The organism is Candidatus Methylomirabilota bacterium, assembly GCA_036001065.1.
Taxonomy (GTDB): Bacteria; Methylomirabilota; Methylomirabilia; order Rokubacteriales; family CSP1-6; genus MNEF01.
In genome coordinates this window covers 1-10263 of the sequence record DASYUQ010000049.1, presented here as the reverse complement: position 1 = coordinate 10263, position 10263 = coordinate 1, and the positions used below count along the sequence as shown (strand labels likewise).

The 10263-nt window shown below is 69.6% G+C and carries 9 protein-coding genes; 4 read left to right on the top strand and 5 right to left on the bottom strand.

Going from position 1 to position 10263, the window contains the following annotated elements; all coding sequences use genetic code 11:
- The 5 genes from VGV13_04145 to VGV13_04125 all read right to left on the bottom strand — a co-directional run.
- A partial coding sequence (locus tag VGV13_04145) for an alpha/beta fold hydrolase (GenBank protein HEV8640270.1) occupies positions 1-1169 on the bottom strand: 1169 nt, incomplete at its 3' end.
- Positions 1166-1606 (bottom strand): LLM class flavin-dependent oxidoreductase, encoded by a 441-nt coding sequence (locus tag VGV13_04140; GenBank protein HEV8640269.1) that lies wholly within the window; start codon positions 1604-1606, stop codon positions 1166-1168. The genes VGV13_04140 and VGV13_04145, both read right to left, overlap by 4 nt.
- On the bottom strand, positions 1606-2631 hold the full coding sequence (locus VGV13_04135) for an alcohol dehydrogenase catalytic domain-containing protein (protein ID HEV8640268.1): 1026 nt from the start codon (positions 2629-2631) through the stop codon (positions 1606-1608). The genes VGV13_04140 and VGV13_04135 overlap by 1 nt, the downstream gene beginning before the upstream one ends.
- A 10-nt stretch (positions 2632-2641) precedes the next feature.
- A complete protein-coding gene (locus VGV13_04130) occupies positions 2642-3640 on the bottom strand; it encodes an ABC transporter substrate-binding protein (protein ID HEV8640267.1) in 999 nt (332 codons plus the stop codon).
- A gap of 318 nt (positions 3641-3958) precedes the next feature.
- Positions 3959-6328 (bottom strand): xanthine dehydrogenase family protein molybdopterin-binding subunit, encoded by a 2370-nt coding sequence (locus VGV13_04125; protein HEV8640266.1) that lies wholly within the window; start codon positions 6326-6328, stop codon positions 3959-3961.
- An 87-nt stretch (positions 6329-6415) separates the two neighbouring features.
- Between VGV13_04125 and VGV13_04120 the strand changes: the two genes are divergently transcribed.
- The 4 genes from VGV13_04120 to VGV13_04105 all read left to right on the top strand — a co-directional run.
- Positions 6416-7642 carry an ABC transporter substrate-binding protein gene (locus VGV13_04120; GenBank protein HEV8640265.1) on the top strand — a complete coding sequence of 409 codons (1227 nt, stop codon included), beginning with the start codon at positions 6416-6418 and terminating at the stop codon, positions 7640-7642.
- Positions 7643-7733: 91 nt separating this feature from the next.
- Positions 7734-8951 carry an ABC transporter substrate-binding protein gene (locus VGV13_04115; GenBank protein HEV8640264.1) on the top strand — a complete coding sequence of 406 codons (1218 nt, stop codon included), beginning with the start codon at positions 7734-7736 and terminating at the stop codon, positions 8949-8951.
- Positions 8952-8964: 13 nt separating this feature from the next.
- Entirely contained in the window at positions 8965-9840 is an 876-nt protein-coding gene (locus tag VGV13_04110) for a branched-chain amino acid ABC transporter permease (GenBank protein HEV8640263.1), read from the top strand.
- 58 nt (positions 9841-9898) lie between these two features.
- On the top strand, positions 9899-10263 hold a 365-nt coding region (locus VGV13_04105), incomplete at its 3' end, for a branched-chain amino acid ABC transporter permease (GenBank protein ID HEV8640262.1).

The following is a 10263-nucleotide window of genomic DNA, read 5'->3' as shown; positions in this document are numbered from 1 at the left end:
CCGAAGGGGCCGTCGCCGTGCTGCCGCACGTAGGCGATCCGCCGGTGGGCCGTGGGCAATCCCTTGCCCAGCGTCACGCTCAGCCAGTCGAGCACGTACTCGTGGCAGTCCAGCGCGCCCAGGTTGGGCAGTTTCCAGAGCGGGTGGAACTGGTTCTCGATGACCCAGAGCTCCTTGGGCGTGGCCAGGGCCTCGTAGACCTCGATCGCGTCCTCCAGCGGGCAGAGCGGATCGAACTCGCCGGCCACCAGCAGGGTCGGGCACTGGATCTTGTCCACATACCCCCGCACGGTCATCGTCCGCGCCATCTCGTCGAAGGCCTCCTCGTCGTCCGTCCCCGCCATGTACATGAACATCTGTTTGAAGCGGGGGGAGGACTGCGTGAAGATCGTGTTGTTCGGGTTGAAACAGGCCACCCCGCTGACCACGGCCGCCATGCGGTGATCGTAGCTGGCCAGGCGCAGCGACCAGTAGCTGCCCATGCTGATGCCGTAGATGGCGATCTTGGCGGAATCGATCTCCTTCCGGCCGCGCAGGTACTCGATCACCGCCGCGCCGGCGCGCTCGTAGCTGTCCTTGACCGCGCGGATCTTCTGCATGTTCGAGCTGCCCTGCCCGGGCCCGTCCATGGCCAGGACGTGGAAGCCCCGGGGGATGGCGATGTTGTGCGCGGCGCGGGGGAACACCTCCTTCGTCTGGTCCATGCCGGGCACGTACAGGATGCAGGGCGCCCGCCTCCGGTCGGGCAGCAGGTGCAGCAGGCAGGAGATGGTCTTGCCGTCGTCGAAGGGCACCTCCACGCGCTCGATCGGGTAGGCGGCGCACTCCGCGCGGCGATCGACCATCTCGCTGAGCTTGCGGTGGAGACGGATCTTCACCGGGTGATCGTCGTAGAAGATGGGGTGCTGGGCCATCCGGTAGGCCTCGATCGCGTGGTCGTAGTGCTCGGTGGCCGTGGCCTGGAAGCCCTGGGCCTGGGCCCGCCGGCCCAGCGCCTCGTGGTGCTCGGCGGCCTCCCGCCACATCTTGGGCAGCATCCGGTAGTTGTGGGCGCGCTTGGGGGTCTCGGGCTCGTCCCGCTCGAAGTTCTGCACGCGGCCCCGCATGTTCAGGGCCAGATCGAGGATCCACTGCTGGTCGTCACGCCGGGTGCGCATCTTGCGGATCATGGCTCCTCCAGGCATCGACGAAACGTGGGAATGATCGTCCGGCCACAGGCGTCGATGAAGGCGGGGCCGGGCATGCTGGGCTGCCGGATCACGTGGCCCATCCAGGCCAGGCGCGACACCAGCGGTTCGAGCTGGGCGCGCACCTCCGCGGCGCGACCCATGAGATAGAAGCGGCGCGCGGTCTCGACGGGGGTCTCCGAGACCATCTTGGCGGTCACGCTGGGGTGGCGCGTCACCGGATTCACGAGCAGCGTGCCCACGCGGACCCGCTCGGTGTGCTGGGCCGCGGTCAGCACGTTGATGAAGATGTCGCCGTTGCGGAGCCGGCTGTCGGGAAACCAGAAGTGGTCGAACCCGGCGGCCTCGGCGGCTCGGCAGGACTCGACCAGCCGGGCGGGATCGGGAAAGCCGAAGCGGTTGGTGCCGACGGTGAGCATCAGAAGGCGATCGCGCCGCGCCCCAGGAGCGTGCCGGCCCGCAGCTTCGCGTGCAGCTCACCGACCCGCGCCAGCTCCACCGTCTCCGAGACGACGGGAGTGATGCGCCGCTCGGCCACCAGCCGCGCCGCCTCCGACACTTCCCAGCGCGAGGCGTAGCGCGATCCCAGGATGCTGAGTTCCTCGCGGACCATGAGCCGCGGCGCCAGCTCAGTAGCGACCCCGGGGAAGGTCGTGAGCAGCACCAGGCGGCCGCGGCGCCCGAGGTGCTCGAGACAGAACGCCAGCGTCTCCCGGGTGCCGACGAAATCCACGGCGACCGAGACGCCCGCAGGCGCGATCGTCCGCAGCGCGGCGGCGATGTCCGGCGAGTGGAAGTCCACGGCCGCGCGGGTGCCCAGATCGCGCACCGCCTTCAGCTTGTCTTCCGCGCGATCGACCGCGATGACCTCGGCGCCGAAGAGGCGGGCCATCTGCACCATGTGGATGCCCACGCCCCCGCCGGCGCCGACCACCATGACGACGTCGCCGGGGCCGATCCCCGCCCGCCGGGCGACGTGGACCGGCGTGGCGATCGCGTCGGGAATCGCCGTCGCGGCGACCGGCGAGACGCCGTCGGGAAGGGGGAGGAAATTCTCAGCCGGCAATTTCAGATATTCGGCGTAGCCTCCATCGCAGGCGATGCCGACGTTGCCTCGGAGGTTCCGGCACAGCGGCTCGTGGGCGGCCCGGCAGAGGTCGCAGGCGCCGCAGAAGAGATAGAAGTAGGCCAGCACGCGATCGCCGACGCGCGGGCCCTCCACGCCCGTGCCCACCGCGACGACCCGGCCCACCGCCTCGTGCCCGGGGATACGCGGGAGATCCTCGGCGCGCTGGCCCATATTGCCCTTCATGGCGTTGAGGACCGTCAGCCCCACGCCGCACGCCTCGACCTTCACCAGAGCCTCGCCGGGGCCGGGCGACGCCGTGCTCACCTCCTCGTAGGTGACCTCGCCTCCCCACTGACGGAGCACTTGCGCGCGCATGGGTCTGTCCTCAGCGCGGGCGCAGGGCCCGCTGGTAGTAGGTGAGATCGTAGTAGCGCGAGGGATCGACCAGCTCCTTCTTCGGCTGGCCGTACTCGCTCCGGAGCCGCAGCACCGTGCGGATCCCGTCCTCGTCCACCGCGGCGGCGCGCTGGAAGCCGCCTTCCGGGGCGAGGAGGACGTCGTAGGTCTTCGCGGCCAGCTCCGGCGTCATCCCGCGGACGTTGCGCTGGACGATCGCCAGCGCCTCGGCCCGGTTGGCCCGATCGTAGAGCCAGTCGAGCCCCCCGCGATAGGCGCGGATGAATCCGACCAGCTTCCCGGCGTGGGCCTGGGCCCACGACCGCCGCGCGGCGCCGACGAGCCCCTGGTAGCGGCCGAGCGCGTCCACGGCGTTGCCCAGCCGCCGGAAGCCCAGGGACTCGGCGATGATCTCGAAGGGCGTGATCAGGAGCGTGCCGGCGTGCTTCTTCTCCTTGAGCGCCTCCCAGCGCTGGAGCACGCCGCCCGCCCGCACCAGCGTGAACTCGCCCTCCTTGAGCCCGCCGCGCTCCAGCATCTTGCGCAGGACGAAGGCATAGCCCGTCGTCAGCGCGTCGACCGAGAGCTCCTTGCCCTTGAGGTCGGCGTAGGACCCGATCTCCGGCTGGACGACCAGGCGGAGGAAGCCGTTGTCGCCGCCCATGAAGGCGAACAGATCGGGCGTGCCCGCGACCGGCGCTTCCCCCTGCCCTTCCTGATAGGCGATGACGTTGTCGATGGCCGTCATGCCGATATCGAACTTGCCCTCGATCAGGTTGGTGAGCTGGAAGACGGAGGACGGCGTGGGCGTGAGCTTCACGTCGAGCCCCTCGCGCGCGAACAGGCCCTTGTCCTGGGCGGCCCAGATCGGCCAGTTGAAGCCGCCGGGGAACACGATCACCTGGAGCGGGGCCGGCGTCTGCGCGCGAGAGGTGAGCGGCGCAGACATCACGAGAAATGCCGTCACAAGGAGCACCGCGATCCGCATCGTTCTCCTCCCAACTCCTATCGTTATTCTCCGGCGCGAGGTTGTGCGGCTTCGAGCAGATTCATAGCCAGACTGCTTAGCCTCAAATATTCGTAAGCGCGTACCGGGTCCGTGATTTCGGCGTCAGATGAGTGACTCCTCTCGCTCCTTTTCCAACAGCCAGAAACTTATGATGCAGAACCCGCTCCTGAATCCACTTCTGGTATTCAAAGAAGTAATCCCAGATCGCGGTAAGTATCTCTCGGGCCTCCGGGGTCAGCGTCCTGCGAAGTTCATCCACTGGAGGCCTTTTCTCAGTAGTCATCGTTGACCATCACCTCAGTCTCTCTCGGAGCCGCAGTCGCAGTCCTGCCTGGCTCGCGCAAGCTCGCAGAGCACCCGCTCGGGCGTGATCGGCTGCTCGGTGATCATCACGCCGAAGGGCGCCAGGGCGTCGTTGACCGCGTTCAGGATGGCCGCCGGCGCTCCCGTCGTGCCGGCCTCCCCGGCGCCCTTGAAGCCCCCCGCCAGTCCCGGCGCCGGGGTTTCGAGATGATGGACCTCGATCGGGGGGATGTCCACCGCCGTCGGCACGGCGTAGTCCATCAGCGTCGTGGTGAGGAGCTGGCCCGCGGCGTCGTACGCGCAGTGCTCCCAGAGGGCGCCGCCGATGCCCTGCACGATCCCGCCCGCGATCTGGCCCTCGACCAGCGCGGGGTTGACGATGCGACCGCAGTCGTCCACCGCTACGTACTTGAGCACGCGGACCTTGCCCGTTTCGACGTCGACCTCGACCATCGCGAGGTGAGCGCCGTTGGTGAACGTCCACGCCGCGGGGTTGGCGTAGTGCACGGTCGCCTCCAGGCTCGGCTCGAGGCCTCTGAGAGCATTGGAGCGGAAGTGCACCGTGCGCGCCAGCTCGCCGAAGCCCAGCCCCCGGTCGGGGCTGCCGCGCACGCTCGCGCGGCCGTCGCCGAGCTCGATGTCCTCGGCGTGGGCCTCCAGCAACGCGGCGGCCAGGCGGCGGATCTTGTCGCCCAGCGCGCGGGCGGCCAGCAGGGTGGCGCTCCCGCCGATGGGCATGCCGCGGCTGGCCCAGGTGCCGCCGCCGTACGGCACCATCGCCGTGTCGCCCGACAGGACGGTGACGGCGTCGAGGGGAACGCCCAGCTCGTCGGCGATGATCTGGCCGAGCGCCGTCCCCGTGCCTTGCCCCTGGTTGGTGACGCCGACGAGAGCGGTGACGGCGCCCGAGGGCTCCAGGCGCACCGTCGTGCCCTCCTGGCCCGAGATGGGCGCGCCGCCGATCCCGTAGAACTGCGCCCCCGGCCCCGTCAGCTCGACGAAGCACGAGAGCCCGATCCCCAGATGGCGCCCGGCGGGGCGCGCGGCCGCCTGCTCGCGCCGGAGCTCGGCGTACTTCGCCACGTCGAGCAGCCGCTCCAGGGCCGCCTGATAGCTGCCGCTGTCATAGACGTTGCCCGTGGCCGACGTGTAGGGAAACTCCTCGGGACGTACGAGGTTGCGCCGGCGGATCTCGGCCGGGTCGAGCCGGAGGTCGCGGGCGATCAGCTCCAGCATGCTCTCGGTGACGGCGGCGGCGATCGGGTGGCCGACGGCGCGGTACTGCGAGGTGATCACCTTGTTCTGCGCCACCACCCGCAGCGTGGCGTCGTAGTGGCGCACGCGATACGGTCCCGGCAGCAGGCGCAGGACCTGGCCGCCCTCCACGACGCTGGAGCGCGGGTAGGCGGAGTACGGTCCGACCGCGGCGACGATGCTCGCCCGCATCGCGGTCACCGTTCCATCGGCAGTCGCCGCCACTTCCACCGCGATGGTCTGCTCGCGGGCATGGATGTCGGAGAGGAACGACTCGCGCCGGCTGGCGACCCACTTCAGGGGACGGCCGAGGGTGAGCGCCAGCGCCACCGCCGCCAGGTCGTCCTGGTAGACGTGGATCTTGATGCCGAAGCTCCCGCCCACGTCGGGCGCGATCACGCGCACGCGGTGCTCCGCGAGCCCGAACAGATCCGCGAGCACGGCTTGCATCATGTGCGGCACCTGAGTCGAGATCCAGACCGTCAGCGCGCGGGTGGAGGGATCGAAGTCGGCGACGAGCCCGCGCGGCTCCAGGGGCACGCCCGTGTGGCGCCCGCTCGCGAACGCGCGGCGATACACCCGGTGGGCGCCGGCGAAGGCGGCGTCGACGTCGCCCGCGGTGATCCGGGCCTCGTAGATGAGGTTGTCCCCCAGCTCCTCGTGGATCAGCGGCGCCCCGGGTCCGAGCGCCATATCGGGGCTGAGCACGGCCGGCAGCGGCTGGTAGGCCACGTCCACGAGCTCGGCGGCGTCGTCGGCCGCGGCCCGGCTCGTGGCCGCGATGGCCACCACCGGCTCGCCGACGTAGCGCACGCGCCCGCGGGCCAGGGGCAGCATCGCGCCCGTCTTCATCCCCTGGTAGTGGAGCAGAATGCCCAGGCAGGGCTTGCAGAGTCGCGCCGCCTCGTCGCCGGTGAGGACGCCGGCGACGCCGGGCGCGCGGCGGGCGGCCGCCGCGTCCAGGTGCCGGATGCGCGCGTGGGGGTGCGGGCTACGCACGAAGGCCACGTGGACCATGCGCGGCGCCACCACGTCCTCCACGTAGCGTCCGCGTCCGGTCAGCAGGCGCGGATCTTCGGCGCGCTTGACGCTCGCTCCGACGTACGGCATGCGCGGCCGGCACTTTATCACGATTGACAGGTGTCGACCCCGCTCCTATGATCGGCCCACTTCGGGCCTGACCGCAGGAGGTTCGGGATGGCGTCGCTCCCTCGCCGCGACTTTCTTCGCCTGGCTGCCGCCGGCTCCGCGACGGTCGTGCTGGCACGCTCCATCGCGAGCGGCCAATCGCGCGACCCCATCAAGATCGGCTTCCCCATTCCGCTCACCGGCCCCTACGGGGCGGAGGCCAGCGACCAGCAGGCCGGCGCCACGCTGGCCGTGGACGAGGTCAACGCCCGCGGCGGCCTGCTGGGCCGGCGCGTCGAGCTGCTCGTGCGCGACGACCAGCTCAAGCCCGGCGTCGGCGCCCAGCGCACGAAGGAGCTCATCGAGAGCGAGAGGGTGCACTTCGTCATCGGCGGGCTCTCGGCCGCCGTCCAAATGGCCATCAACGAGCAGACCAAGGCGGCCCGCATCATCTACGTGTCGATCAGCCAGTCCAACGAGATCACCGCCCGGCCCGACTGGAGCCCCTACACCTTCCACGAGGCCATCAACCCCCACATCACGTCCCAGGCGGTGGCCGGCTGGGCGCTCCGGAACCTCGGGAAGCGCCTCTACGTCCTCTACGCGGATTACGCCTTCGGCCACCAGCTCCGCGATGGCTTCAAGCTGGCCGCCGAGAAGCGCGGCGGCACGTTCCTGGGCGCCGACCCGCACCCGCTCGGCGCCACCGACTACTCGGCCCTCTTCCCCCGGATACAGGCGGCGAAGCCGGACGTGCTCGTGCTCGCCAACTTCGGCAAGGATCAGCTCAACTCGGTGAAGCAGGCGGCGAGCTTCGGCCTCAAATCGCAGATGAAGCTCCTCTGCCCGGTGTTCCTGGGCACGATGCGCCGGGAGGGCGGGCCCGAGGTCTTCGACGGCGTCTACGGAGGGACGACCTTCTACTGGGAGCTGGCCGAGCGCATCCCGTCGGCCAAGCGCTTCGTGGAGGCCTTCCAGAAGAAGCACCAGCGGCCCCCCTTCGACTACGCCGGCTACGCCTACAGCGGCACGCGGCTGCTGCTGGAGGCGGTGGAGCGCGCCAAGTCCCTGGAGGCGGACAAGGTGATCGCCGCGCTGGAGGGCCACACCTACGACCACTACAAGGGCAAGCAGTGGATCCGGAAGTGCGACCACCAGTCCCTCCAGGATGTCTACGTGCTGAAATCGCGCAGCGCCAGGGATCAGAAGTCCGAATGGTCCATCTTCGAGATCGTCGCGAAGGTGGACGCCGACGAATCGCTCGAGCGCACGTGCAAAGAGCTCGGGCACGCCTGAACCCTCGGAGGGGGGCTCCGCCCCCCTTCCGAAACCTCCCCCCGGGAGGATTGCGCGGGCAAAGCCCGCGCCCGAAAGGTAGGAGGCCACCATGGACCGTCGCGCGTTCCTGGGGACCGCAACGGCAGCCGCCGCCGCGCTGGCGTTTCCCGCCGTGCTCCGGGCCCAGACCAGGGACCCGGTCAAGATCGGCTTCCCCATTCCCTTGACCGGGCCCTTCGGCGCCATCGCCGAGGACATGCAGCGGGGGGCCACCCTGGCTATGGAGCAAGTCAACGCCAGAGGCGGCGTGCTGGGACGCAAGCTGGAGGTCCTCTTCCGCGATGACCAGCTCAAGCCCGCGGTGGGTGCCCAGCGGACCAAGGAGCTGATCGAGAACGACCGGGTGCAGTTCGTCGTGGGCGGAATCGCCGCCCACGTCCAGATGGCCATCAACGAGCAGACTAAGAAGGCCGGGGTGCTCTTCATCTCGGTCAGCCAGTCCGACGAGATCAGCGCCAAGCCCGACACGAGCCCGATCACGTTCCACGAGGCGCTCAACCCGACCATCACCGGCCGGGCCATGGCCGCCTGGGCCGTGCAGAACCTCGGCAAGCGGTGGTGGATCGTGTACGCCGACTACGCGTGGGGCAAGCAGAACAACGCCGTGTTCAGCGACATCATCAAGAAGCACGGCGGCACGGTGTTGGAGAGCACGCCCTACCCGCTGGGCAACCCGGAATTCTCGGCTCACCTGCCGAAGATCCAGGCCGCCCGGCCGGAGGTGCTGCTGTCCGTGGCGCCGGGTGCCGATTCCGTCGCCTTTCTCAAACAGGCGATCAGCTTCGGGCTCAAGAAAGACGTCAAGCTCGTCCAGCCCCTGCACATCCTTCCCTACAACCGGCAGGGGGGCGCCGAGCTGTTCAGCGACGTGTACGGTGCGACCTCCTTTTACTGGGAGCTGGAGGACACGATCCCGCAGGCCAAGAGCTTCGTGGAGGCGTTCCGCAAGCGTTTCAACACCGTCCCCGATGCCTACGGGTCCTACGGCTACAGCGGCATCCACGAGGTGGCGCGGGGCGTGGCGGTAGCCAAGTCGCTGGACTCGGAGGCGGTGGCCAAGGCCCTGCGGGCGAACCCGACGTACAGCCACTACAAGAGCAAGCAGTGGTGGCGCGCGTGCGACAACAAGGCGTTCCAGGATCTCTGGATCACGCGCGGGCGGCCGGCCAGCGCGGTGCGCGGCGATTGGGGCCTGCTCGAGATCATCGCCCGGATCCCCGCCAACGAGGAACTGGACCGCACCTGCGCCGAAAAGGGCCACGCCTAGCGCCGTGATCGACATCTCGGCCTCGGCGCTGGCCGCCCAGCTCTTCACCGGCCTCGTGCTGGGCGGGCTCTTCGTCCTGCTCGCCATCGGGCTCAGCCTGATCTTCGGGCTCCTGACCGTGGTGAACTTCGCCCACGGCTCGCTCTACATGCTGGGCGCCTACTTCGGCTTCTTCCTGCTCGGCCTCACCGGCAGCTTCTGGGTGGCGCTGGCGCTGGCGCCGCTGATGGTGGGGGTGTTCGGGCTCCTGGTCGAGCGCTTCCTGGTCCGCCGGCTCTACGGCCGCTCGATCGACGATCCGCTCCTGCTCACCTTCGGGCTGTCCCTGGTCCTGGTGGAGGCGGTGAAGCTCGTGTGGGGCAAGGTCGGCCTCACCCTCGATCCCCCCCGCGAGCTGGGGGCGGCGGTGAACCTGGGCTTCATGACCTTCCCGGTCTACCGCCTCTTCGTCATCGCCGTCACCGCCCTGGTCCTCCTGGCGCTCTGGCTCTTCCTCGAGCGCACCAACGTCGGCCTGGTCATCCGCGCCGGCTCCCGAGATCCGCTGATGGTCCGCGCCCTCGGCATCGATCTGGGGCGCATCTGGCTCGTCGTCTTCGGCATCGGCACCGGGCTGGCCGGGCTGGCCGGGATCCTGGCCGGCCCCATGCGGGGCGTCTACGCCGAGATGGGCGTCACCATCGTTATCGAGTCGTTCGTGGTGGTGGTGGTGGGCGGCATGGGCAGCCTGGTGGGGGCGATCGTGGCCGGCGTGCTCATCGGCGAGGTGGTGAGCCTCACCACCTTCGTCGCCCCCAAGCTGGCCGAGATCATGGTCTTCGTGGTGATGGCCCTCGTCCTGCTCGTGCGCCCCAGCGGGCTCTTCGGCGAGGCGGGGCTGCTGGAATGAAGCCCCGCGCGCCTCGGGCAGGCCACCCCGGTTCACGGCGGGCTGGAGCCGCCGGTAAATGATCGGGCGTCTCGTGGCCTGGCTGGCCGCCCATCCCGTCCTGGGCTTCCTGGGGTTCTTCGCGGTGTTCCCGTTCCTGGTGCCCTACAAGGCGCTGGCCACGCAGGTGCTGATCTTCGGGCTCTTCGCGCTCGGCTTCAATCTCCTCTACGGCTACACGGGCCTGCTCTCGTTCGGGCACGCGGCCTACTACGGGCTCGGCGCCTACGGCACCGGTATCGCGCTGGCCAAGCTCAAGGTCGGCTCCCTCTGGGCCGGGCTCGCCTCCGGTCTGGCCCTGGCGGTGGCCGGGGGGGCGGTCATCGGCTTCCTCTGTCTGCGCCGCCGGGGCATCTACTTCGCCATGCTCACGCTGGCCTTCGC

What these genes read in the sequence shown, in the direction of transcription:
- VGV13_04140 (HEV8640269.1), bottom strand. Translation starts at nt 1,606, where the DNA reads ATGCTCACCGTCGGCACCAACCGCTTCGGCTTTCCCGATCCCGCCCGG.
- VGV13_04135 (HEV8640268.1), bottom strand. Translation starts at nt 2,631, where the DNA reads ATGCGCGCGCAAGTGCTCCGTCAGTGGGGAGGCGAGGTCACCTACGAG.
- VGV13_04130 (HEV8640267.1), bottom strand. Translation starts at nt 3,640, where the DNA reads ATGCGGATCGCGGTGCTCCTTGTGACGGCATTTCTCGTGATGTCTGCG.
- VGV13_04125 (HEV8640266.1), bottom strand. Translation starts at nt 6,328, where the DNA reads ATGCCGTACGTCGGAGCGAGCGTCAAGCGCGCCGAAGATCCGCGCCTG.
- VGV13_04120 (HEV8640265.1), top strand. Translation starts at nt 6,416, where the DNA reads ATGGCGTCGCTCCCTCGCCGCGACTTTCTTCGCCTGGCTGCCGCCGGC.
- VGV13_04115 (HEV8640264.1), top strand. Translation starts at nt 7,734, where the DNA reads ATGGACCGTCGCGCGTTCCTGGGGACCGCAACGGCAGCCGCCGCCGCG.